The following is a 24871-nucleotide window of genomic DNA, read 5'->3' on the forward strand; positions in this document are numbered from 1 at the left end:
GCATGTCGCGGTTTGCCACATCGGAAGCCCGCAAGAAGGACACGCGCGAGAACATCGAGCTGGGTGGCCTGATCGTGAAGGCAGGGCTCCGCTACGAGAAGCGGGCGCTGTTGCTTGGCTTGCTGCTAGATGGGCGCCGACGGCTGCAAGAAGACGAAACCGAACGATCCAGGCTGGCACAGATTGGTGCGGAGGCATTCGGTCATGACGGCCAGTAAGCTTTTGCTTGCCGTCACGCCCGCAACACTGATGATCGCAAGTCTGTTCGGCTCAACGGGCGCTGGTGATTGGCTGGCAGCGTTCGGAATGAACGATGGCGCTCGCCTGATACTCGGCCATGGCGTCCTCGCCTTGCCTTGCATTCTGTCGGCAACAGTTGGCATCATTTTCCTGTTCGCAGCAGCAGGTGCAGCAAACATCAAGGCCGCGGGCTGGGGCGTGGTGACGGGAAGCACTGTGGCGATTCTCATCGCAATGGTTCGTGAAACGATGAGGCTTTCCATGCTCACGGGTCACCTGCCGGTCGGACAGTCGGCGCTCTTCTATGCCGATCCGGCCTCCATACTCGGCGTGCTTGTTGCTCTTTTCAGCGGCCTCTTTGGGTTTCGCGTCGCAGTGATAGGCAATGCAGCATTCGCGAGAGGAGCGCCGCGCCGTATTCGCGGCAAGCGAGCGGTGCATGGCGAAGCCGAGTGGATGAGCATGCAGGTAGCCCAACGGCTCTTTCCCGACACTGGCGGGATCGTAGTTGGAGAGCGATATCGCGTCGATCGCGACAGCGTCTCTGCAATGGCATTTCGCGCCTACAGCAAGGAGAGCTGGGGCGCAGGTGGGCGCTCACCGCTGCTCTGCTTCGACGGATCTTTCGGTTCGTGTCATGGCATGGTTTTTGCCGGCTCAGGCGGCTTCAAGACAACGTCGGTAACGATCCCCACGGCCCTCAAATGGGCAGGCAGCTTGGTGGTGCTTGATCCGTCGTCGGAGGTTGCGCCGATGGTGATCGCACATCGCCGCAGAGCGGGCCGCAATGTTGTGGTTCTCGATCCCGCCGAAGCCACGATTGGCTTCAACGCCCTTGACTGGATCGGTCGCTTTGGCAGCACGAAGGAAGAGGACATTGTCGCGGTCGCGACCTGGGTCATGACCGACAACGCACGACAAACCTCCGCGCGAGATGATTTTTTCCGCGCCTCCGCGCTGCAGCTTCTGACTGCGCTCATCGCCGATGTCTGTCTGTCAGGACATACAGGCCCCAAAGACCAGACCCTCAGGCAAGTGCGCTCAAACCTTTCCGAGCCCGAGCCGAAACTGCGAGAACGTCTCACGCAAATACATCAGCAGTCGGCATCCGCGTTTGTGAAAGAGAACGTCGCGGTGTTCGTGAACATGACCCCGGAGACATTTTCCGGCGTCTACGCTAACGCCGTAAAGGAGACCCACTGGCTCTCCTATCCGAATTATGCGGCGCTGGTGTCGGGCGAGGCATTCACAACCGATGACCTGGCGAACGGTGGCACCGACCTCTTCATCGCGCTCGACCTCAAGGTTCTGGGAGCACATCCCGGCCTTGCCCGTGTCATCATCGGTGCTCTTATGAACGCAATCTACAATCGAAAAGGTGCTGTCGCAGCAAAGACACTATTCGTGCTCGATGAGGTCGCCCGGCTCGGTTATCTCAGCATACTCGAAACAGCGCGCGATGCGGGGCGCAAATACGGCCTGACGCTCATCATGATCTTTCAGTCGATCGGACAGATGCGCGAGGCCTATGGCGGCCGGGACGCGACGAGCAAATGGTTCGAGAGCGCGTCCTGGATAAGCTTTGCGGCGATCAACGATCCTGACACCGCCGACTACATCTCAAGGCGCTGCGGCGACACCACTGTCGAGGTCGACCAGGTCAGCCGCACCAGCCAGACGTCAGGATCGTCGCGGTCACGATCCAAGCAATTATACCGGCGACCACTAATCCTGCCCGACGAGGTCATGCGCATGCGCTCGGATGAGCAGATTGTATTTACCGCCGGCAATCCCCCGCTCCGATGCGGACGCGCAGTCTGGTTCCGGCGCGATGACATGACAGGTTGTGTCCGCCAAAACAGATTTCACTTGAACGAGGACGAAGCGTGATTAGTACGTCTGACCGGCACTTGCCTGTACCTGTCCGTCTCAGCTGCGTCTTTCGTGGATAGAACACCGTCCTCATGTCTCGCTGTCGTGGTGGTGCACGGGAACAGAGTGGCCAGCATTTCGCATTGAAAACGTATCACCGTAATGAATCGATCAAGATGGATCGATTCAAACATGTTGTTGGACACGCCGCGCGTTCACACAGAGACTCTCGGCTATGCGCCCCCCCCCAGACAACGTTCATCTGCACCGCATCGACCCGGCCCTGAACATGCGCCGGTTCTACAGTCTAACCCTCCAGCCCAATCTTTTTGGCGGCGTATCGGTCATTCGGACCTGGGGGCGGATTGGAACCAACGGACAAGCCATGATCGAAACCTTCGATGAGCCCGACCAGGCAAATCGAGCCATGAGGTGTCTGGAGCACATGAAGAGGCGACGGGGATACGGAAATCCAAGTGCCGGGAGAAAGAGCAGCAGTTGCACAAGGTGAAACAGTCTGCGGCTTCGCATTCCGTTGCCCGGAGCCGGCTAGCGGGACGCCGCCAGTGGAGGGGAGGTCCCGACCGATGCGGCCGGGACCCTGGTTGGGCTCAGTCGCCCCGCCGGCCGTTCGGGCGGGACCAGATGAGGGAGAAGGCTTCGCCTTCCTCGTCGTTGAAGAGGTTCGCGTAGATCGGGGCGTTGAAGCTCGGATCGTCGAGCTTGAGGCCCAGATAGTCGCGGCCCTCATTGGAGGTCTTGGACCAGGCGGCGCCGATCTCGGCGCGACCGACCAGAACGCGGTGGCTGGGGGCGTTCTCGCCGGTGGCGCGCTGATCGGGGACGATGCGCACGCCTTTGACCTGGAGGCTGAGAGTGAAGATTTCGCCGGTGAGCTCGTTGTCGGCGGTCTTTTTGAAGGTGCCAATGGTCGCCATGGTATTTCTCCGTTTTCCCGAGACCGCACCATGCGGCCTCGATGGCGATCGATAGGCCGGAGGCGACTGACGACGCATCGCTTGCGACCGCAGCAAAGCGGAGGACGGCGCAGGATCGAGTTTCTTGTTTCGCGAGGAATGACGGCCATCCCGGGGTCCCGATGCAGCTCGCTGCATGGGGTGGGTGCCGGCAGGGGAAGAAAGTCGAGACGCGCAGTTGCGGCATAGGCGGTCGAGGCGTTAGCCGTCCTTCGGCCAGATCAGCCCATGGAGAGGCCGTTTGGAGCGCTCGCTGAACGGATGACCGAGGCTGGCGACCATTTACACCTGAAACCAGCGAAAATGACCTTTCCGCAAATCTCAATTTACTCCTGGCTCTGCCGTCTGCCTTACGTACCTGCGCCGCCCCCACGGAAAGCGCCGCCCCGCTCCCGTTTTGCTCGGGCGGCCTGAGACGACGTGCCGGTGCCTACGAACACCGCGCGGCTGCAGTCGCTGGCCCATTCAACGATGAAGCTACCTGCCGCACCTCACCCGTGCCTCTCAGGACAGGACGGTCCAATCGCTATGCAAGGTCCGCCGCGTCGTGCCGCGACATCAAGCCCAGACACCGGTCGGATTGGTCGTCGCCTGCCATTCCACCGAGCCTCAGGAAAGCAGCAATAGCGACCGCAACCACGCCGTTGATCGAGAACGCGAGGCAACTAGGGTGTTTCGCAATGCCAGTGGGTGACGCAGCAGCCGAGCGCGGCCAAGCCATCCGCGGACTTACAGAACAGGCTACATTCACCTGGGAACAAGTCGAGGACACGGTCGGCCTTACGCATAAGTGAGAGTGGAAGATAGCGACGCTTACGCGCCGCCGAATTTCCAGACGGGGATGCCGAGCTTCTTCGCCTTGTCGGCAAGGTTGTCGTTGATGCCGGTGCCGGGGAAGTGCATCACGCCCTTAGGCATGATGTCCAACATCTCGTCGTTTCGCTTGAAAGGCGCAGCGCGGCCATGCTTCGTCCAGTCGGGCGCAAAGCCGATCTGGGGCACATTGCGATTATTGGCCCAGAGCGCGGCAATCTTTTCGGCTCCCTTCGGGGATTTGCCGTGAACCAACACCATGTCGGGGTGCTTTGCGTGGACCTGATCAAGCTTGGCCCAGATCAGCCTATGATCGTTGAATTCGAGTCCGCCAGTCACGACGATCTTCGGGCCGGGAGGAAGGAGGATTGCCTGCTCTGCCCTTTGCCTGGCCATGAGGAAGTCGCGGCTATCTATCATCGAGGAGGTAAGAGTGCGATGGTTGACCTTTGAACCTGTTCGAGGGAGCCAAGTCTTGCCGATCTGGCGTTCATAGTGTTCGGCTGCCTGGTCGCGCATCAGCTCGAAAGCGCTCTGCCGTTCGATGAGCGTCTTGCCCTCTGCGATCTGGCGCTCGAGTTCGACCGATTTCACCTCGCTGCCGTCCTGTTGCCGCTGCGAGCGCTTCTGTGCCTGCTCGTTGTCGTCGAGTTCGCGGGCGATCCGTTCGGTGGCGCGGTGGAAGACATTGACGGTAGACCAGAGGAGATCGTCGAGGTCGGGTTCGAGACGGGTGTCCTCCAGGCTGGAGATCAGGGCGTCGAAGATGTCGGCAATCGCGCCTGCGACCTGATTGCCGTCGGGCAGAAGACGCTGGTCGGGCTCGTCGGCGAAGGGGCGGTAGCCATTAAGCTGCAATTCATGGAGGACGTGGTCGGTGGGCGAGGATTCGTGATGGGGTTCGTAGTCGTCGCGCTCGCGCATGGAATGCTCCTTTGGCTGGACCGCGACCGTCGCGGCCTTCATGGCGACAGAGCCCACGGACGGAGCGGACTTGCACCGGGCGCCGAGCGCCGGGACGGAGCGACAGCGGAGGATGCCGGAGGCCGGCTATTTTGGCTCGCGATGGAAAGGCCCGCAGGGCCGCCGGAAAATAGTCGGCCGCAGGCATTGCCTGTCCGGGCCGCCTGTGGGCCGATCGCCCTCTCGAAGGCCGAGGCGCGGTCCTCTCCAAAGGGTCGCGCATCCATGCGAGCATGATGGCAGCGGCGCGCCGCCGCTTAAGCCCCCGATCTACGCCGCCAGCAGCATGAAGCGCGCGACGTCCTGCGGTGCGAGCTGCACCCGGATGTGCGCCATCAATGCCCCCCGGCCGAATGCACGGAGATCCTCGTTGAAAATCCTCAAGCATAGGCGACAGGGCAATTGCGTCGATCCCGACCGCCTTCGCCCGTTCGATCAGGGTGTTTCGCGCTCCGTCACCAGCATGATCGTTATCGCGGACGACATAGAGCCGACGCAAGGTGTCGTGGAACTGAAAGGCGGCGAGATGTGCTGCGGAAAGGGCGGCGGCGGCTGACATGCCGGGCATGACCTGGCGGGCGGAGAGGACGCTTTCGATGCCTTCGCCTGCCGCCATCACCTCGCCGGAGAGCCCGAAGCGGACCGCGTGCCCAAGAAGGTCGCCCATTGCCTTACGCTGGATGTCGATCGGCGCCTTGCCGGAGCCATCGGGGGTGAGCCAGGTCCGATGCGCGCCAGTGATCCTGTCGGAGATATCGGTGACAATGCCGATCATTGCCGGCCAGGTCTCGGTCGGACTGTACTCGTCGGGTCGATAGTAGCAACGCGCATGGAAACGCAGGTTTCCAGTTCCTTGCAAAGCCGTAATTCCGCGACCGCGTAAATACGCTTCTACGAGCGTGCCGCCAATCGGCCGACACATGGCGACCAGCCGGCGTGCTGCCTCCGCTGAGCCCGACGGGCACGTTCGATCGTGCTGCTTCGGCTGCGGCTCGGGATCGGCAGGCGGCAGGCTGAGAAACTGACGGGCCTCTTCGGCGACGTCGGCGAAATCGACAAGACCCAGCGATTCACGGATCACATCGAGCAGATCGCCATGCTCGCCCGTCGCGGCGTCGGTCCATTTGCCGGCAGGGCCTTTGACGGTGTCCTTGAGGCGCACGAACATGGAACGGCCCGGCGTGTTGCGGACATCGCCAACCTGCCAATAGTTGCCCTGTCGGCGGCCCGCACTGAGATAATGCCGACACACCGCCTCGGCCTGCCGGCCGAGACGGGATGCAAGATCGGAAGCGTCGCGGCGAGCCATTATGCCGCCTCCCGTTCGCCGATGCGCTCGACCGGATAGGTGTCGAACAGTTTGCCGATGACCGATGGTCCGGAGGCATGGATCGGCACGAAGAATCGCAGCTTCCAGGTAATGATTTCCGTGAACAGGCCATAGGCCCGCAAGCGATCCCGCATGGCCTCGGTGAAGCCGGAGAGTTCGATGCGGTTGGCGCCCATCACGCGGACGCGGCGGAGCTGGAGCCCTTCAGCCAGATCGAGGATCGTCCGCCCATCAATCAGCGCGGCATAGGCAGCGTCGGGCGAAAGGCTAGCTGAACCCGTGGGCGCAGCGTTTGCGGCCCAGGCCGGAGAGACGACGCGACCGATGATGCGCTCGCCGTCATCGGTCTGAAGGCGATAGACCCGCGTCGACTCGTTCGGCAGGCGCTTCCAGACCGGCAGGAGAAGTCCGGCGACGATGTGGATGGTGCTTTCCGAGTAGGTGGGCACCTCGGTGACCTCGCGATTCCACTCAGCGACGAAGGTGGCGCGGTCAACGTTCTCCCAATGGCTGTCGGCCATCATCTTCAGCGAAGCATGATGATGCTCCATGGGGCGTATCAGCCGCACGCGGCGTTCGATCTCGCCATCGTCCAGCATCAGTGATTGAGCCGGAACTTGCACGGCCGCGCGGCCGGACTTGCCGTTGACGAGCAGCGTGCCGCCATCGCTTTCGGCGTAGCGAAGCGCATCGTCCAGCGTCATCGGCCGGTTGCGCCGCCGCTCCGTGATGGTGAGCAGCCGAGTTTGCGCGCCGGTCGCCGGATGGGTGTAGATGGAGGTCCGGTCGGTGACGATGAAGCTTTCCGCCGTCAGCGTCTCCAGCCCGATGTCATAGACGCCGCTGGCGATGGCGCCGGTTACTTTCGCATCAAGAAGCTGCTCGAAGGCCGTGAACAAAATGCCCTGAAGCTCGATGGTGAGCGCGAGCAGCCGGTTCAGGAAGGTGGTGATCGGCGGCAGCTCGTCCTTGATGCCATTGTCGTCCATCAGCTTCAGGACGGTGGCGGACTCGAAGCGCTCGAGCGAGCAGCCTTCGATCTTACCGCGCACGATCAGCAGGTAGAGCTGGCGCAGCGCGTCGCGGGCGTAGCAGGATTCGAGATTGTCCTCCGGTCGGAACAGGCCCTGACCGCCGGTCTGGCGCTGTCCACGCGTGATGGCGCCGAGCGTATCGAGCCGCCGCGCGATCGTGCTGAGGAAGCGTTTTTCCGCCTTCACGTCGGTCGCGATCGGGCGGAAGAGCGGCGGCTGCGCCTGATTGGTCCGGTTGGTGCGGCCGAGGCCCTGGATGGCGGCGTCGGCCTTCCAGCCCGGCTCGAGCAGATAGTGCACGCGCAGCCGCTGATTTTTAGCGGACAGCTCAGCATGATAGCTGCGGCCGGTTCCACCGGCATCGCTGAAGACGAGGATGCGTTTCAGGTCGTCCATGAAGGCGGCGACCTCGGCGAGGTTCGCCGACGGCGCGCGGGTCTCGACTGCGAGGCGGCTGCCCTTGGAGTCGGCACCCGACTTGCGAACGATGCGCCGCGAGCGGCCCGTCACCTCGGCCACCATGTCTGTGCCGAAGCGCTGTACGATCTGGTCGAGCGCCCCCGGCACGGGCGGCATCGATGCGAGGCGTTCGACCAGTTCGTCGCGGCGCGCGACGGCTTCGCGGCTCTCGACGGGCTGGCCATCGCGATAGACCGGACGCGACGACAGATTGCCCTCGCCGTCGGTGAAGGGCTCGTAGAGCTGCAACGGAAAGGAATGGGCGAGATAATCGAGCACATATTCGCGCGGCGTGATATCGACGCGAACGTCGTTCCATTCCTCGGTCGGGATCTCGGCCAGGCGACGTTCCATGAGAGCCTCACCGGTCGAAACGATCTGCACCACAGCCGCGTGTCCGGCCTCCAGATCGCGCTCGATCGAGCGGATCAGGGTCGGCGTCTTCATCGAGGTCAGCAGATGGCCGAAGAAGCGTTGCTTCGCGGATTCGAAGGCCGAGCGGGCAGCCGACTTCGCCTGCCGATTCAACGCCCCCGTCGAGCCGGTGATGTTGGCGGCCTCCATCGCTGCGTCGAGATGATTGTGGATGATGGCGAACGCGCCGGCATAGGCGTCATAGATGCGACGCTGCTCATCGGTCAGCGCGTGCTCGACCAGCTCATATTCGACACCGTCGTAGGAGAGCGACCGGGCGGTGTAGAGGCCGAGCGCGCGCAAATCGCGGGCCAGCACCTCCATCGCGGCGACACCGCCATCCTCGATCGCCTCGACGAACTCGGCCCGCGTGGCGAAGGGAAAATCCTCGCCGCCCCAGAGGCCGAGCCGCTGGGCATAGGCGAGATTGTGGACGGTCGTGGCACCGGTGGCGGAGACATAGACGACGCGGGCATTCGCCAAGGCGTGCTGAAGTCGCAGGCCGGCGCGGCCTTGCTGCGATGGAGCGACATCGCCCCGTTCTCCCTTGCCGCCGCCGGCATTCTGCATCGCGTGGCTCTCGTCGAAAATGATCACTCCGTCGAAGTCGGAGCCCAACCATTCGATGATCTGCCGCACGCGCGAAACCTTCTCGCCGCGGTGGTCGGAGCGCAGCGTGGCGTAGGTTGCAAATAGGACGCCTTCCGACAGGGTGATGGCCTTGCCCTGCGGGAAGCGCGACAGCGGCGTGACCAGCAGGCGCTCCATGCCGAGCGCCGACCAGTCGCGCTGCGCGTCCTCGATCAGCTTGTCGGATTTGGAGATCCACACCGCCTTGCGGCGACCGCGCAGCCAGTTGTCGAGGATGATCGCGGCCGACTGGCGGCCTTTGCCGGCGCCGGTGCCGTCGCCGAGCATGAAGCCGCGGCGGAAGCGGACGGCGTTTGTGGCGTCAGCCGGCGCGGCCTGAACGAGATCGAAGGTTTCGTCGATCGTCCATGATCCGGCGAGATATTCGCCATGGGCTTGACCAGCATAGATGACGGTTTCGAGCTGGGCGTCGGACAAGAGGTCGTGGATGTTCGCCGGCAGCATCGGGCGATAGTTCGGCTTGGGCGGCGCGACGCTCGCCATGGCGGCGGACTGCACCAGCTTGGTCGGGTGGGCCTGAGCGCCGGGAATGCGGATCGACTGCAATCCGAATTCCTCATAGATGGCGTCGGTCAGGCGCGTGCCGCAGGGCGGCGTCCAGTCGGCGGTCTCATAGGCAAGCTCGATCCCCTCGGGATCTGCGACCGCGGCAATGGAGCGCGAGGTGGCCGCGCGAGCGCGATAGTCGCGCACCGTCGTCGGTGCCACGGCGGCGAGCGGAGCGGCGATCGCCGCCGGCAACTCGACCGGCAGGCGCGGAGGGACATGGGTCTCGATCCAGGCGAGCAGCGTGGCGACGTCCGGCGCCATGCCTGGTGAAGCCGCGAACACAGCGGGGTCGTCGGCGGGCCGCTTGTCGATGACGGTGAGCCGCGTCGGGAAGCTTGTGCCGTGCCTGGCATAGACAGCCCCGGCGATGGCGGCGGAGAAGACGATCGTGCCGCGCTCCTGCAGGCGGACGAAGGCGTCGCGCCAATCAGGCAGGTCCGGCCCGACATTGGCACCGGTGATAGCCACCATACGGCCGCCTGGCGCCAGCCGGTTCAACGCCGACGTGATATGGCGAAACCCGGCGTCGGCGACGCGGCCGGCGACATGCGCCAACGCCGAAAATGGCGGGTTCATCAGCACGACAGACGGGATCGCGGCGCGATCGAGATGATCATCGATCTGGGCGGCGTCGAAGCGGGCGATGGGAAGGCCCGGAAAGGAAGAGGCGAGCAGATCGGCGCGGGTCTCCGCGAGTTCGTTCAGGATAAGCGAACCGCCTGCTGTCTGGGCGAGAATCGCGAGAAGGCCAGTGCCGGCCGATGGTTCGAGCACGCGATCGGTCGAGGAAATGGCAGCGGCCGTCACCGCGGCCAATCCGAGCGGCAGCGGCGTCGAGAATTGCTGGAGGGCCTGCGATTCCTCGGAGCGGCGCGTGTGCGTCGGCAGCAGCTCAACGACCCTGGTCAGGACGGAAAGGCGCGCAGCCGGAGAAGCGGCTTTGCGGAACAGCGCCTTTCCGTATTTGCGCAGAAACAGGGCGGTCGCGACCTCGCACGCCTCGTAGGCGGTTTTCCAGTTCCAGAGACCGGAGGCATCGGATGCGCCGAAGGCGTTCTCCATGGCGCCGCGCAGAACCTTGGCGTCGATCCGGCCGCCACGCTCGATATGCGGGAGAAGGAGATTGGCGGCCGATAGGATGGCCGCGGCAGGATTGGTGGACACCGGGGCGTGTGGCAGCGGCGTGGACGGCGAACCAGACACGGAAGAGATGATGTTCATGGTGGAAACCTCGAAGAGAGCGGGAACGGATAAGCCCAACCAGCGCTCTCTCTCGAACCGCCCGGACTCATCTCATTCCGGCGGCCCTCTCGCTCTCAGGCATCGCACATGAAAAAAGCGCCCGACCACGAGGTTGGCGCTTTTCTTCAGATAGCTGGATCGCCTCCCGACAACACCGTGGAGTCGGATCGTGCACGGGCGTCGGGGTCGATGACGGCGACGGCGACGCAGGTCACTGATCGTCTTCGATCTAGGCGTGAACGGGAACAAGGAATTGGAAGACGATGGGCCGACCGACGGCGCGAGGGTGGATGGGCATGAGGATATCCGTAAGAAGGTGCGGAGAGCGGCCGAAACCGCTCTGCGAATGCGTGTCATTCTGCGGCGGCGAGGACGTCCTCATCCTCGGCATCGGCTGCGTCGTCTCCGTCACCGTCCGCAGTAAGGAAGTCCGGCAAGGCAACGTCTTCGCCCGCATCGCCCTGGTCAGGCGCGACCTGCTGCTCGCCATGGAGCGGCGCGAGCCGCAGTGGCTCCGGCAGCCAGCCGGTGTCGGCCAGAAGGCGTTCGGCTTCCTTGGCCATATCGCCCTTCTTCAGGTGGTCGATGAGCTGCGCTGCCCGCTCGCCGGCGCCTTGGCCGACGGCTTCCAGGATGCGGGGCTTGGTGACGCGGCCGAGATAGTTGCCGACCGTCGGCTTCCAGCCAGTCGCCACCATGTCGAGCCCGGTCGCGCGTGCGAGCCGATCGGCCTGCGCCAGGCGCACGTCGAGGCCATGCTGGCTGACGCCCGAGCCGGAATACGGGTTCGGACGCTCGAAGAGCGCGTTCACGCCATAGCTGACGCAGAGGGCCAGCAGGTCCATGCGCGTGCCATCATCCAGGTGGATGAGCCAGTCCCACAGCGCTTGATCGTCGGCGGGGACTTGATCCCCCCAGCGTTCATGGCGTTCGTTGACCGCCTGCGCCGAGGGGCTGTCCTTCAACTCATCGGATTGGGCCGAGAAGTAGATATGGCGGACATGGGCCTCAAGGCAGCCGGTCGGCGCGGTGTGGCGGAAGGTGTCGCTGACCAGCTTGTGCAGCAACATCGTCATCGCGACGTGGGGATTTTCCGCCAAGGCATTGCGCAGGGCGAGTGTGCGATGGGCGGTCAGCTCGATGACGAGGCGTTCGGGCAGCGGCTTGATGCTGTCATCCTCGTCCTCCTCTTCGGTCTGGACGGGCTGGCCGCCGATCGTGATGACCGCGCGCTGGATGGCAGGCGTGCGGATTTCGCCGGTATCAGGATCGACCTCTTCGTCCTGCGTGTTGCCATCCACGGTCTCGACCGGTCGCTCGTCTTCGAGGCGGACGTAGCCGCGATCGATGGAAAGCGAACCGTCGGCATCGATGCTGACGAATACGCCGGCGATGGCAACCTCGTCCGGGTCGTAGCGAACGGGACGATCGTCTAGGGCTTCGATGGCCGCTTCGATCTCGCCAAGACGGGCATCGACTTCGGCCGGAAGCTCATCCGCGTCCTCATGTTCGGCCACCAGGCGGTCGAGCTCGTCCTGCAGCGCGTCGCGCGTCGCCTGCTCTTCCGCGGTGATGTCAATCGGAACGCCTTCGATCGCGCGGAGGCCATGGGTGACGCCGTAGGGAATGCTGACGGCGACTTCGACCCATTTCCAGCCCTGGCTCGCGATCTCGTCGGCGATCGCCGTCAGCTTTTCGGAGACGAGGCGATCGAGAAGACCGACGTCCTGGAGCCAGCCGCCATCGTCGGACTCGAACAGGTCGCGCAGAACCGTCCCGCCCGCCGCCTCATAAGCGTCGACGCCGACGAAGACCGCGCGCTTGTCCGAGGCGCGGACCGTGGTTTCGGTCAGCATGCGCCGGATCTGAAACGGCTCTTTCTGCCAGCTATTGCGGACGGTCTCCCAGACTTGCTCCTGACGAGCATGGTCGTGCGACACGCAGAAGGCCATGAGCTGTTCGAGCGTCATGCCGTCATCGGCATAGACGTCCAGCAGGGTCGGCGAGACCGACGCCAGGCGCAGGCGCTGCTTCACCACGTTGACGCCGACGAAGAAGGCCGCGGCGATGGCCTCTTCGGTCATGCCCTTGTCGCGCATGGCCTGGAAGGCGCGGAACTGGTCGAGCGGATGAAGTGGTGCGCGCTCAATGTTCTCGGCGAGCGACATCTCGTCGATGAGAATGCCGGCGTTCGCGGCCGACACGACGCAGGGGACCGGGGTGGTCTTGTTGAGCCGCTTCTGCTTGGCGAGCATTTCCAGCGCGCGATAGCGGCGGCCGCCGGCGGGCACCTCGAACATGCCGGTTTCCTGACCTTCACCATCGAGAACGGGACGCACATGAAGGCTCTGGATCAGGCCGCGACGGGCGATCGACTCGGCCAGCTGGTCGATCGAGACGCCGGCCTTCACGCGGCGGACGTTCGACTGGCTGAGCACCAGCTTGTTGAAGGGAATGTCGCGCGAGGACGACAGAGTGATCTTCTGAACGGCAGTTGCCATGTTCCTTACTCCGCGACGGGCGCCGAGAGCCTCTCTCTCGAACCCAAACCCGTCACGAAGCGAAGCGCCGCCCTCTCACTCCTGGAGGGCAGCGCAACGTGAACCGAAGAACGGAAAGGCACGAAAGCGCAAAGCCGGAGACACGGAAAACTGCACCTCCGGCTTCACGGAGATCAGGCGGCGCGGTCGAGCAGCTTCTTGGCCTTGCCCTCCAGTTCGAGCCGCGCATCCTGGTTGGTCTTTTCTCGGGCGACAGCGGTGATGCCTGCGACGAAGTCGAAGATCGACTCCGGCGGGCGACCTTCCTCGACCAGGACGGTCTCGATGATCTTGCCGGTCTCGGCTTTCGAGAAACCACGCTTGCGCAGGAATTCGGTGCGGTCCTCGTCGGACTTGGCCACGATCCGCTCGCGCGCGGCCTTGATGCCGTTGATGAAAGGCATGGGCGAGGAGTTGGCGAAGTTCAGCAACGCCGGGGCGGCCTCATGGGCGAAACGCGAGGCCGCATATTTGCTGTGGCGGATCGTGATTTCCTCGAAATCTTCCACGCCCCACAAATTGCGATTCTGGCAGACCGCGCGGAGATAGAAGCTCGCCATTCCGAGCGTCTTCGCGCCGACTTCGGAATTCCAGCAGTAGAAGCCGCGGAAATAGAGGTCGGGCGAACCGTCGGGGAGCCGGCCAGCCTCAATGGGATTGAGATCGTCGACGAGGAAGAGGAACACATCGCGATCGGAGGCATAGAGCGTCGTCGTGTCCTTGGTGATGTCGACGCGGGGATTGTAGACGCCGGTCGACCAATCGAGCACACCAGGGACCTTCCACCGCGTATCGCCCGTGCCGTTGCCCGCGATGCGCTGCACGGCTTCGACCAGCTCGTGGTCATAGATCCGGCCATAGTCGGGGCCGGTGACGGCGCGCAGCTCGACCCGGCCGTTGTCGGTTTCGAGCGTCTTGATCTGCTCGGCCCGATGCGAGGTCAGACCGTATTGCAGATTGATGCCGGCCAGTGCAGCCGGGAGGTGGCGCAGATAGGCGGCGGGAGCGCCGACATGGCTGGCGAGTTGACCGAAGCTCCAGTGCGTCGGCGCGACGGGGGTATCCGAGCCCGGCAGGATGAGAGACAACCGCTCCGGATCGATCCTGCTCGCCTCGACATGGATGAGTGCGGTTTCCACGACGCGCGACCGGCTGCGTTCCGACCGGCGGCGCACCGAATCCGCCAACTCCGAGAGAGAGAGGTAGCGCTCGTCATCCGGGCGCGAGAACCACTCCGAGGAAACGCGACCGATTCGCTCACCGCGGCTGACATCCACCTTGTAGCCGCCGCTGATTTCGCGGCCGACGTCGAGAACCTGCATGTCCATGAGACCAAACTCCATGACGGGCGTCGAGAGCCTCTCTCTCGACACTCAACCCGTCACGGAACCCGGTCCGCGCTCTCACTCTCCAAGCGGGCGTCGAGGGATCTCCACCCACAGACGAGACCCGACGCCTGACAATTTCGCGCCCCCCCTCTGCACCAGACATAACCGTCGCCGATGACAAGTGCCAAGGGCCAGCTCAGCCTCCTAGGCGGGCTTTCTCCGTATTGGCGGCAGGTCGGTGCAAACGCCTTCGGCAACTTCGGCAGCCATGCCGATGGTCTCGCCGAACGTCGGATGCGGGTGGATGGTCTTGCCGATATCGACGGCATCCGCTCCCATCTCGATCGCCAGGCAGATCTCGCCGATCATGTCGCCGGCTGCCGGGCCGACGATGGCGCCGCCGATAATGCGGTGCGTCTCCTTGTCGAACACCAGCTTGGTAAGGCCGTAGTCCGCGCCATTGGCAATGGCCCGGCCTGACGCTGCCCACGGAAACTTGCCGATCTCGACAGCGCGGCCCGCTACCTTGGCCGCGTCTTCGGTTACGCCGACCCAGGCAATCTCCGGGTCGGTATAGGCGACTGACGGCACGACCTTGGCGTCCATGAAGCTCTTGAGCCCGGTTGCCGCCTCCGCGGCGACATGGCCCTGATGCACCGCCTTGTGCGCCAGCATGGGATTGCCGGTGACATCGCCGACAGCAAAGACGTTCTGGTTCTGCGTGCGCATCTGCGCATCGACTTCGATGAACCCCCTGGCGTCGAGGGTGATGCCCGCCATGACAAGTTGCAGTGCCTCGGCCGCTGGTCGCCGGCCTGCCGATTGCAGGATCAGGTCGTAGCGTCGCACGCCCGCCCCCTCGCCGCTCGTCGTCACGACAAGGGCATCGGCCTCGGCGATGACGCTCTCGACACGCGCACCCAGAAGGATCGCATCGAAGCGGTGGGCATTGCGCTTGCGCCAGACATCGACCACGTCGCGGTCGACGTCGGGCAGCAGCCTGTCGAGCTGTTCCACCACGTCGACACGCGCGCCAAGCCCGCTGTAGACGGTGGCCATCTCGAGCCCGATGATGCCGCCGCCGATGACCAGCATGCGTTCGGGAATGAACGGCAGTTCGAGCGCGCCCGTGGAATCGACGATGCGCGGATCGACAGGCAGGAACGGCAGCTTGACCGGCACCGAGCCTGCGGCAACGATTGCCTTGGCGAAGACGATCCTGCGGTTGCCGCCGTCGAACAGCTCGACGTCGACCGAGCCGCTATCGGCGAACTTCGCCGTGCCTCTGACAACCTCGACCTTGCGCAGACGGGCCATGCCCTTCAGCCCATCGGTGAGCTTGGTGACGACGCCGGCCTTGAAGCTGCGCAGCCTGTCGAGATCGAGGGTCGGCGTGTCGAAGGCGACGCCATGGTCGGCGAGGCGCTCGGCCTCCTCCTTGACCGCGGCGACATGCAACAGCGCCTTGGAGGGAATGCAGCCGACATTGAGGCAGACACCACCGAGCGTGGCGTCGCGCTCCACCAGGATCACGCGTTGTCCGAGATCGGCGGCGCGGAAGGCAGCGGAATAGCCGCCCGGTCCGCCGCCGATCACCAGCACGTCGCAATCGGGCGCGGCACCCACGGCAGGTGATGGCGTGGCTGCTACGATCGGCTTCGCAACTGCGGCCGGCGCTTCATGAATAGCCGCAGGCTTGGCTTCGCCTCCGCCCGCTGCCGCTTCCACGATGGCGATCAGCGCGCCCTTGGAAACGCGCTGGCCGATGGCCAGTTCGACTGAAACGATGCGCCCGGCGGAGGGCGACGGCACGTCGATCGAGGCCTTGTCGGATTCGAGCACGATCAGTGTCTGGTCGAGCGCGACGTCGTCGCCCGGCTTGATGTGCACCTCGATGACGGCGACATCCTTGAAGTCACCCATTTCGGGCACCCTGATTTCGGTGATGCTCATTTTCGCCTCAAACGATCGCGCGGCGGAAATCGCCCAGAAGGGCGGCGATGTGACCAAGGAACCTGGCCGCGGCAACGCCATCGACGACGCGGTGATCCCACGACAGGGAGACCGGCATGATCAGCTTCGGCTGGAAGCCCTCGCCGTTCCAGATGGCTTCCATCGCTGAGCGACCGGCGCCGAGGATCGCCACTTCGGGCGCATTGATGATCGGTGTGAAGCCTGCCCCGCCAATGCCGCCAAGCGACGACACCGAGAAACAGCCGCCCTGCATATCGACGGCCGACAGCCCGGTACCGCGCGCCTTGTCGGCGAGCGCGCGCATTTCCGTTGCGATCTCAAGAACGCCCTTGCGGTCGCAATCGCGGATCACCGGCACCATCAACCCCTTGGGCGTGTCGGCGGCAAAGCCGATATGGACGTAGTTCTTGAGCACCAGCTCCTCGCCGTCGAGCGAGGCGTTGAAGCGTGGGTAAGCCTTGAGCGCCAGCGCCGACGCCTTGATCAGGAAGGCGACCATGGTCACCTTGGCGTCCTTGCTGGCTGCATTAAGCTCCTTGCGGAACTCCTCGAGCCCGGTCACATCGGCCTTGTCGAAGTTGGTGACATGCGGAATGGTCAACCAGTTGCGGGTGAGATTGCCGCCCGAGATCTTCTGGATGCGGGACAGCGGCTGGCGTTCGACGAGGCCAAACTTCTCGAAGTCGACCGCAGGCCAGGCCGGCAGGCCGGCGCCAATGCCGGAACCGGGCACCTGCACCGGGGAGCCTCCAGCGAGGCGCTCCTTGATATGCGCGGTGATGTCGTTGCGCAGTATCCTGCCCTTTGCGCCGGAAGGCTTGACCATGCCAAGTTCGACGCCAAGCTCACGGGCGAAGGCGCGCACCGACGGCGTCGCATGGGCTCCGACAGCGGTCTCCGTCGTGACCGCTGGCAACGTGCTCGCCATTGCTGCTGCCGGTGCCACCTTCGCTGTCGCCGGCGGTCCTGCCCTAACGGGTGGAGCCGCGGGAGCGGCTTCGGTCTTTTTGGTTTCTGGCGTGGCTGCCGAGGGCGCCATGGCAGGCTCGTCGGCATCGATCGTCAGCAGCAGCGCGCCCTGCGACACGCGGCTGCCGATCGCCACTGCGAACTCTCTGACGGTTCCGGCAAAAGGCGCCGGAATCTCCATCGTCGCCTTGTCGGATTCGACCGTCATCAGCGGGTCTTCGACCGCCACCACGTCGCCCGGCTTCACCAGGAGTTCGACGACCGGCACATTCTTGTAGTCGCCTATGTCAGGCAACCTGACTTCCAATTGTTGGCTCATATCAACTCTTTCAGAACTGGAAATCGACGGGTCAGTGCTGCCAAGGCGCATCGATCGTGGTATCGAGCCCGTAGCGGGCAATGGCATCAGCAACCGTCTGACGCATCACCGAACCTTCGGTGGCGAGCGCTGCAAGGGCAGCCACCGCGATGTGGCGATGATCGACCTCGAAGAAGTCGCGCAACGCGGCACGCGTGTCGCTACGACCGAAGCCGTCAGTGCCGAGCGCGGTGAACGGCGCCTCGACATATGACGCAATCAGTTGCGGGTAGGCGCGGACATAGTCGGTGGCAGCGATGATAGGGGCCTTGCCCGGCAGGCACCCGGCGAGATGACTGACCACTGGCTCAGCGAGCGGGTTGTAACGGTTGTGTCGCTCCGCCTCCCTTGCGTCGCGCGACAGTTCGGAGAAGCTGGTGGCACTCCACACCTCTGAGGCGACGTTCCAATCGTTGGCGAGCATCTGTGCAGCCTCGATCACCTGCGGGAGGATGGTGCCGGAACCGAGCAGGCGAACGTGCCCGGCGCTCTTCTTGGGCTTGTGGCCGGCGATCCTGTAGAGCCCCTTGATGATGTCGGCCTCGACGCCTGCCGGCATCGACGGCTGGGCGTAGTTCTCGTTCATCGCAGTGACGTAATAGAACTCGTCCCTGCCCTCTTCCATCATGGCGCGGGCGCCATGGTCGAGAATGACTGCCAGCTCATAGGCGAAGGTCGGGTCATAGGCGCGGCAGTTTGGAACGGTCGACGCAACGAGAAGGCTCGATCCATCCTGGTGCTGCAAGCCTTCGCCGGCCAGCGTGGTCCGGCCTGCGGTCGCCCCGATCAGGAAGCCGCGCGAGCGCTGGTCGGCCGCTGCCCAGATCAGATCCCCGACACGCTGGAAGCCGAACATCGAATAGTAGATGTAGACCGGCAGCATGGCGAGGTTGTGCACGCTGTAGGACGTGGCGGCAGCCACCCAGGATGAGACTGCGCCCGCCTCGGTGATACCCTCTTCGAGCAGTTGCCCGTTCTTGGCTTCCTTGTAATACAGCATCGAGCCGGCATCCTCGGGCTCGTAGAGCTGGCCGACCGGCGAATAGATGCCGACCTGGCGGAACAGATTGGCCATGCCGAAGGTACGCGCTTCGTCGGCAACGATCGGCACGATGCGTGGCCCGACCTCCTTGTCCTTGATCATGTTGCCAAGCAACCTGACCGCGGCCATGGTCGTCGACATCTCCTTACCCTCGGCATTGAGGGCGAAATCGGCGTAGCTTGCCAGCGGTGGTATCGCCACCGGATCGGTCATGCGGCGCCGCGCCGGCAGGTAGCCACCAAGCGCCTCACGGCGCGATCTGAGATAGGTGAGCTCGGCGCTGTCTTCAGCCGGCTTGTAGAACGTGACCTGCTCTGCCTGCTCGTTGCTGATCGGCAGGGCGAAGCGGTCGCGGAAAGCCAGCAGAGCCTCGACGTCGAGTTTCTTTGACTGGTGTACCGTCATGCGCGACTCGCCGGCAGCGCCCATGCCAAAACCCTTCTTGGTCTTGGCCAAGATGACAGTCGGCCGGCCCTTGGTCGCCCTGGCCGCTTCGAAGGCTGCAAACAGCTTGCGGAAATCGTGGCCACCGCGCTTCAGGGCGTCGATGTCGCTGTCCGACATATGGGCGACCAGCGCCTTGACCTCGGGATCCTCCTCAAAGAAATGGGCCAGGTTGTAGGCTCCGTCCTTGGCGCCGAGCGTCTGGTACTTGCCGTCGACGGTGGCGGCAAATCGACGGAGCAGTGCGTGCTGGGTGTCACGTGCAAACAGCGCGTCCCATTCCGATCCCCAAAGCACTTTGATGACGTTCCAGCCCGCACCGCGGAAGGTGCTCTCCAGTTCCTGGATGATCTGGCCATTGCCGCGCACCGGGCCGTCGAGCCGCTGCAAGTTGCAATTGATGATGAAGGTCAGGTTGTCGAGCTTTTCACGTGCCGCGATCGACAGGCCAGCGATCGATTCCGGCTCGTCCATCTCACCGTCGCCGAACACCCCCCACACATGACGGCCCTCGGTATCGGCGAGGCTCCGGTCGTTGAGGTAGCGCATGAAGCGGGCCTGGTAGACCGCGGTGATCGGACCGATGCCCATCGACCCCGTCGGCACCTGCCAGAAGTCGGGCATAAGCCAGGGATGCGGGTATGAGCACAGGCCGGTGCCGCCGATCTCCTGGCGGTAGTGCTGAAGATGCTCTTCCGAAAGCCGCCCTTCGAGATAGGCGCGGGCATAGACACCCGGCGCAGAATGCGGCTGGAAGAACACGACGTCACCATCGCCCGCACCGCTATCGGCTCTGAAGAAGTGGTTGAAGCCGACCTCGAAGATCTCTGCTGCAGAGGCATAGCTGCCGATGTGGCCGCCGAGTTCGCCATAGGCCTTGTTGGCCTTCACCACCATCGCCAGCGCGTTCCAGCGGATGATCGCGGTGATGCGTTCCTCCATGCCAAGATCGCCTGGGAACGGCGGCTGCTTTTCGAGCGAAATGCTGTTGCGATAGGGTGAATACGGCAGCGGCTCATGCACGATGCCGAGTTCCTTGGCCTTGCGGTCGAGTTCTCCGAGGATGAATTCGGCCCGCGTGCCGCCCGAACTGACGAACAAGGACTCAAGCGAGACCAGCCAGTCGGCTGTCTCCTGCGGGTCGCCGTCAAATCCGGCGCTGGCATCACCGATGGGGGCGGACGGGGTCTTGGTGAGCATGATGGCGCTCCAGCTCCTTGAGTTTCCACTTGCGCGCGAGGATAGCGGCAAGGCTCCGGCATTTCCTGCCGAAGGTGTTGCAAATTTCAGAAAATGCAGCAGATACTGCTGCATTACATTTTTCATTCAGCAGGATCTGCTTCACATGCATCTTGATACGATAGACATGCGTATCCTCTCGGAAATCCAGGAGGACGCCAGCCTGACAAACGCCGAGCTTGCCGCACGTGTCGGGCTGTCGGCCTCCCCCTGCCTTGCCCGCGTGCGCGCACTTGACGCGGCGGGCATCATCACCCGCCGCGTCGCCCTGCTCGATCCGATGCTGCTGGGCGCTGACGTCAGCGTCTTCATCCAGGTGACACTGGAGAAGCAGACCGAGGCGTTGCTCGATGTTTTCGAGGCGGCGATGGCGGGCTTTCCCGAGGTCATGGAGTGCTATCTGATGACCGGCGATTCCGACTATCTGCTGCGCGTCGTGGTGCGGGACACGGTTGCGCTTCAGCATTTCATCGTTGACCAACTGTCCAAGACGCGCGGCGTCGCCAACATCCGCTCGAGCTTTGCCCTCAAGCAGGTCAAGTACAAGACGGCCCTCCCACTGGAGCAGCTTGCCAGCCCGCGCGCGCGTCGATAGCCCGCGTGGACCCGTGTCTATGTCGTGCGGCTTCGCTATCATGTTAAATCGCCGCGGTCAGATGCGGAAACGCGACCGGGGCAGGACCGAGCATCCGGTCGTCTTGTTTGGGTCGCCCTTGTTTGCGGCGATCTTGGCGGAGGGTTTTCAGTGAGCATGATGGCTCTCCAACTCCTTGAGTTTCCCCTGCACGCGAGGAGGGCGATCAGCCACTGGGCGTGATGTCAGCTGAATAATCAGGTCAGGGTGACGGATGCGGCGTCGCGCTCGATCCGCTGCTGAGCATCGACAACTTGTGCTCGAAGGCTTGCCCAATCGATGCCGATCATCTCGCCGTGTCGTTTGCGTGCGACGCCGCGCACCCAAACGCTGTCAATGTCGGACAAGCCGGCAAAATTCACAACGCGATCCGCCAGGCTGCCCAAGGTGGCAAAGCCGATGCGCGATGTCCTGAGAAGTACTAGGTCGGCATGCTTTCCAATAGTGATCGACCCCGTGGCGTCGCCCAGGCGCATGGCCTTGGCGCCCCATCTAGTCACAAAGTCCAGCACGTCCGCAGATTTATACCCCTTGGCAATTTCGGAGTATTCCGCTGAACGATATAGACTCCAAAAGCCTGCCCTGACGTGCTCGAAATAGTCATCGGTCAACGCCATGTTCACGTCGAGCCCGAGCCCTGCGGGGACTCCCATCTGCCGTGCCTTACCGTGAATGGAGGCTGCAGGATAAGGAAATTCCCCCATCGCACACGAGCAGATCATCCCACCGGAATCTCGGAGCATTTCGAGTTCGGCATTCGACATCTCAACGCCGTGAGAAACCTGAAAATCCGGGCCGAGCAGACCCGCGGCATGAAGGTCGGCAATGCCGCGATAGACACCAGAGGGGGGCATTGGTTTCGGTTTGTGGAGATGGCAGCATATCAAATGCGGATTGAACGAACGAGCGCGTTCAAACTCCACCTTCATGTCTTTCATACTGCGCTGGCCCAACCCCTCGCTGATTGCGATGCCAAACTTCACCGGCCCATCGCTCTCCTCGGAGAACATCTCGCGAAGCAGTGCTGCCGTCTCATAGTTGGACTCTTGTGGCGCCCCGTTCCTTTCGGCCGTTGCCTGCGCTTCTGGTACTGTGTCCCCGGGTCCATAAGTCGGATTGTGAGATGCCTGGTAGCAGAACACCCCGGAGACGCCGGATGCGACGAAACCGCGTGCCCCAGCGAGCGCCTTTTCCTTGGTATGGTGGGCATGGGCGTAGTCCAGCACGCTCGTCACGCCCGAGTTGATCGCCTGGAGTCCGCCGACATATCCGGCGAGATGGAAATCTTCCGGCGTCATGCACACCATGGTGCGCATTTTCCATCTTTGGTAGCCGGAGTATTTCTGCGGATGGGTCTTGACGAGCCTGCCGGCGTGGAGGCCCAGCCAAAGATGCCTGTGACCATCGTTCATGCCCGGCATCAGGATCATACCGGCCGCATCGACCCGTTCGGCGTCGCCGGCATCGATGCCTATTCCGATGTCGGCGATCTTTCCGTCCCGGATCAGCACATCCGCACCAGCTAGCTCGCCCAGCTTGTGGTCCATCGTCAAGACGTCGGCGCCTTGGATTAGTATTGCGCGCTTTGCTCCCCCGACCGCCGCAACAGCAGGCGCAGGGCGATTGGTCGAGGCTACAGCGATGGCCGCGGCCCCTGTTGCGCCCAATTTAAGGAACTCCTTACGTGTGATGTCGGTCATCTGGTTCTCCTCCATCGATACAAAGTGGAAAATGCGGGCGCAGCAGCTATTCGGCTGTCATCGGAGATGGTCGCACTGCATCCTGGTCAGCAACAGGCATCAGTTCTGGAACTTAAAGTTCCAATTCCGCCAGGCCGTTTCGATGGACAACGCGACGCATCGCCAAGCCGGAGAACCGGCGCAGCATTCACACAGGAGGGCATTGCCCACCAACGCGTGCGGGCGAAGCTCTTGTCGGATCCGTCGTTAGAATGTCGGCGGCGTGTTTATCCAGAGGACCACTGCCTCGCCCGGACCAGGATTGTAAAACGAGTGGGGCGCCTCCGAGCGGAAGCAGAACGAGTCACCCTTGCCGAGAACATGGGTCTGCTTGTCGATGGTTAGCTCGATAAAGCCATCCATCACGAAACCGGCCTCTTCTCCCACGTGCGAATAGTCGCCGGCTGAACCATGGCCAGCGGTAATAGTGATCAGATTTCCCTGCAGCGTGCGTTCGGGGGAATGAGGAATGATCTGCTCGATCCTGACCCCTTGATGAGGATCTCCGAGATAGTCGAGCGCGACCTCTTTCCGTTCACTCGCACGGACCAGCATGCAACTCTCGTTTTCCGATCCGGAAAGGAAGGAAGCCATGCTGGTGCCGAGACCGGCAACCAGCTTGTGCAGCACCGACAGCGAAGGCAGAAGCCGGCCGTTCTCCACGCGCGACACCAAACTCGCCGAACAATTCGCTTTGCTGGCGAGATCGACCAGTGTAAGGCCCTGTGCCCGCCGCATTGTCTGCAACCGGCGACCTATGCGCACGGCCTCAAGTGCCGCAGGTTCGGTGGTGTCGATAGCAGCAGCCCTCGCGTTACTGGGCAGCGCTTCGGCGCGCCTCTTTCGTTCCGACTTCGCCTTGTCGGCAATGCTGTCGGCCACAGTCTTCAACTTGGAGCTTGAACCGTTCTTCATAAGAAACCGATTATCAGATCAGCCGTAGAAGTCATCAGGGTCAGATCCTCGTGCCTTCGAGTCAAAAGAGACCCCGGCGCCGCGCCGTCCATCGGATTTCGCAGCGCCGGCTCGTGCGCCTCCTACGGGCGCCATCCTTTGGGAGGATGCATGTTGGCCCGATCCACGGTTTCCAGATTATCCATCGTCACGGCGATCAACGGTACGTCGATGATTTTCGGATTAAGCTTGATGCCTTTCATCAGATCCGCGACCACGCGGACCTCGGTGCGTCCAATCAGCACCGGCTGCTGGGCTACGACATAATCCGCACAACCGGCCCGCATCATTTCCTCCGCTTCCTCACCAAGAACCGAGAAGATCACCTTGGTCTTGCCGCAGCGGTCCGCAGCTTTCACCGCGCGCGCTGCCCCGACACCGAAAACGTCATCCGCACCGTACAGCATGTCCAGATCAGGATTGCGCTGAAGCATCTCGCTCGCGCGAGTAAGCGATATCGCCGCGTCTTGCTCGCTTGTCATCTCTGCAACCACTACGATGTTGGTGCCGGCAATGTCCTTCTTGAAGCATCTGAGCCGTTCGACCGCCCAGAACGAACCTGCAGGGCCCGCGAGCAATCCGATTGTACCGCCTGCCGGCATCAGCTTCTTGGCGCCTGCGGCCAGTTCGCGACCGATGTTGCAATGGCTGGAGGACACCGCAGCGTCAGGCTCGACGTCGCTGGCGACCACATTCACGCCAGCGCCGACAAGGAATATCCCTGCCCCGCGCGCCTGCATCGCGACGCCATTCAGAGCTGCTGGATCGCCCGGATCGATCAGAACCGCTTTGACCCCCTTGATGACCAGGTTCGAAACCTGGTCGAGCTGCTTGTCGATATTGGCGTAGCCGCCCGCGTCCTGCACCACCACCTCGAACCCTAGCTTGCTGGCCTCGTCGAGAATCCCGTACAGCTCAGCGGTGGGATAGGGGCCCTTGAGATTAGGCTTTGACAGCCCAATTATCGGCTTCACATCCTGCGCGGTGGCTGGAACTGCGAGCAGCGCACCGAGTGCAACTGCCCAAGTCAAGCCGCTAAAGATCCCTTTGTATTTCATTTTTCCTTCCCCTTTGTTGTTGGTTGTGGCCGCTCTCCCTGCGGCCCG

15 protein-coding genes and 1 pseudogene are annotated in these 24871 nt (G+C 63.2%); 4 read left to right on the forward strand and 12 right to left on the reverse strand.

The features are described from left to right. Positions 1-2: 2 nt before the first annotated feature. The 3 genes from traD (at position 3) to IG197_RS33810 (ending at position 2623) form a co-directional block, all read left to right on the forward strand. On the forward strand, positions 3-218 hold the full coding sequence (traD, locus tag IG197_RS33800) for a type IV conjugative transfer system coupling protein TraD (RefSeq protein WP_067968880.1): 216 nt from the start codon (positions 3-5) through the stop codon (positions 216-218). After that, complete coding sequence (gene traG, locus IG197_RS33805) at positions 205-2130, forward strand: Ti-type conjugative transfer system protein TraG (protein WP_192321737.1); 1926 nt, start codon at positions 205-207, stop codon at positions 2128-2130. The genes traD and traG overlap by 14 nt, the downstream gene beginning before the upstream one ends. Positions 2131-2401: 271 nt before the next feature. After that, positions 2402-2623: a WGR domain-containing protein gene (locus IG197_RS33810; RefSeq protein WP_312883710.1), complete on the forward strand. Its 222-nt coding sequence runs from the start codon at positions 2402-2404 to the stop codon at positions 2621-2623. Positions 2624-2723: 100 nt separating this feature from the next. Here the strand turns inward: IG197_RS33810 and IG197_RS33815 are convergent, their stop codons facing one another. From IG197_RS33815 to mdeB, 9 genes and pseudogenes are all read right to left on the reverse strand, one after another. Continuing rightward, entirely contained in the window at positions 2724-3050 is a 327-nt protein-coding gene (locus IG197_RS33815) for a DUF736 domain-containing protein (protein ID WP_192321741.1), read from the reverse strand. A gap of 852 nt (positions 3051-3902) precedes the next feature. Then, on the reverse strand, positions 3903-4826 hold the full coding sequence (locus IG197_RS33820; RefSeq protein WP_192321743.1) for a DUF2493 domain-containing protein: 924 nt from the start codon (positions 4824-4826) through the stop codon (positions 3903-3905). 309 nt (positions 4827-5135) lie between these two features. Next, positions 5136-6174, reverse strand: a pseudogene (locus tag IG197_RS33825) (toprim domain-containing protein). After that, positions 6174-10523: a strawberry notch family protein gene (locus IG197_RS33830; RefSeq protein ID WP_192321745.1), complete on the reverse strand. Its 4350-nt coding sequence runs from the start codon at positions 10521-10523 to the stop codon at positions 6174-6176. Before IG197_RS33830 ends, IG197_RS33825 begins: the two are co-directional and overlap by 1 nt. A gap of 374 nt (positions 10524-10897) precedes the next feature. Next, entirely contained in the window at positions 10898-13045 is a 2148-nt protein-coding gene (locus tag IG197_RS33835; protein ID WP_192321747.1) for a ParB/RepB/Spo0J family partition protein, read from the reverse strand. A 173-nt stretch (positions 13046-13218) separates the two neighbouring features. Beyond that, positions 13219-14412, reverse strand: coding sequence for a DUF932 domain-containing protein (locus IG197_RS33840; protein ID WP_192321749.1), 1194 nt, complete (start codon positions 14410-14412; stop codon positions 13219-13221). Positions 14413-14616: 204 nt separating this feature from the next. Continuing rightward, positions 14617-16365, reverse strand: coding sequence for a dihydrolipoyl dehydrogenase (gene lpdA / locus IG197_RS33845; protein ID WP_192321751.1), 1749 nt, complete (start codon positions 16363-16365; stop codon positions 14617-14619). Positions 16366-16372: 7 nt separating this feature from the next. Then, positions 16373-17674: a 2-oxo acid dehydrogenase subunit E2 gene (locus tag IG197_RS33850; RefSeq protein ID WP_192321753.1), complete on the reverse strand. Its 1302-nt coding sequence runs from the start codon at positions 17672-17674 to the stop codon at positions 16373-16375. Positions 17675-17705: 31 nt separating this feature from the next. After that, complete coding sequence (gene mdeB, locus IG197_RS33855) at positions 17706-20399, reverse strand: alpha-ketoglutarate dehydrogenase (RefSeq protein WP_192321755.1); 2694 nt, start codon at positions 20397-20399, stop codon at positions 17706-17708. A gap of 145 nt (positions 20400-20544) precedes the next feature. On the opposite strand from mdeB, the gene IG197_RS33860 reads away from it, so the two are divergent. After that, positions 20545-21033: an Lrp/AsnC family transcriptional regulator gene (locus tag IG197_RS33860; protein WP_192321756.1), complete on the forward strand. Its 489-nt coding sequence runs from the start codon at positions 20545-20547 to the stop codon at positions 21031-21033. A 236-nt stretch (positions 21034-21269) separates the two neighbouring features. Here the strand turns inward: IG197_RS33860 and IG197_RS33865 are convergent, their stop codons facing one another. The 3 genes from IG197_RS33865 to IG197_RS33875 form a co-directional block, all read right to left on the reverse strand. Next, complete coding sequence (locus IG197_RS33865; protein ID WP_246765544.1) at positions 21270-22772, reverse strand: amidohydrolase family protein; 1503 nt, start codon at positions 22770-22772, stop codon at positions 21270-21272. Positions 22773-23018: 246 nt separating this feature from the next. Then, positions 23019-23693, reverse strand: a complete 675-nt coding sequence (locus tag IG197_RS33870) for a cupin domain-containing protein (protein ID WP_246765552.1) — start codon at positions 23691-23693, stop codon at positions 23019-23021. A 155-nt stretch (positions 23694-23848) separates the two neighbouring features. Next, a complete protein-coding gene (locus tag IG197_RS33875; RefSeq protein WP_192321760.1) occupies positions 23849-24823 on the reverse strand; it encodes a substrate-binding domain-containing protein in 975 nt (324 codons plus the stop codon). Between the last annotated feature and the right edge of the window lie 48 nt (positions 24824-24871).

Source organism: Aminobacter sp. SR38, assembly GCF_014843375.1.
GTDB classification, from domain to species: domain Bacteria; phylum Pseudomonadota; class Alphaproteobacteria; order Rhizobiales; family Rhizobiaceae; genus Aminobacter; species Aminobacter ciceronei.